Source organism: Synechococcus sp. H55.10, assembly GCF_047502715.1.
In the GTDB taxonomy this organism is placed as follows: Bacteria; Cyanobacteriota; Cyanobacteriia; order Thermostichales; family Thermostichaceae; genus Thermostichus.
The window spans coordinates 1-644 of sequence record NZ_JANSJJ010000185.1; the positions used below are offsets into that span (position 1 = coordinate 1).

Annotated in this window: 2 protein-coding genes; both read right to left on the minus strand. The window is 58.4% G+C overall.

Features of this window, described 5'->3' with window-relative positions:
• On the minus strand, positions 1-404 hold a 404-nt coding region (locus NW858_RS11315), incomplete at its 3' end, for a PCRF domain-containing protein (protein ID WP_414520519.1).
• 71 nt (positions 405-475) lie between these two features.
• Positions 476-644: 50S ribosomal protein L31 (gene rpmE / locus NW858_RS11320; protein ID WP_414520520.1), on the minus strand; the 169-nt coding region annotated here is incomplete at its 5' end.

The following is a 644-nucleotide window of genomic DNA, read 5'->3' on the forward strand; positions in this document are numbered from 1 at the left end:
GCTGCCCACAGCGCCGCCTCCTCGCCGCCAGTGCCGGCGCGGATTTCCAACATGATGTTTTTTTCGTCGTTGGGATCCCGGGGCAGCAGCAGCAGGGTCAGCTTTTCCTCCAGTTGTTCTTGGCGGGCGCGCAGTTGCTCCAGTTCTGCCCTGGACATTGCCTCCAGCTCCGGGTCGTCAGAAGCCACCTCCCGCAGGAGCTCTTCCGTCTGCTTCAGCTCGCGAGTAAGCTTTTGCCACTCATGAAAGGTCTGGACGGTGGCTTCTAGAGAGGAGCGGGCCTTGGCGATCCGCTGCAGCTCAGCAGGATCCGTCGCCACATCGGGATCGGCCAGACGTACCGTCAGCTCCTGAAAGGTGGCTTCAACGTTTTTAAGCTGCTCGATGAGTTGAGCAGAGGCCATAGATCCAGTGTCAGCGAAGACTCACAGCAATGCCCAGCAAGGCAGACCAAGAAACTTGAATTGAGGCTCGGCTACTTAGCTTTCTTGCCACCCATGCCGTACTTGCGCATAAACTTCTCCACGCGCCCTTCGCTGTCGATGATCTTCTGGCTACCGGTGAAAACGGGATGGTTGCCCGACCAAACATCGCCATGGAGCTCTGGCTTGGTGGATCCCACCGTCATCACCACTTCGCCATTG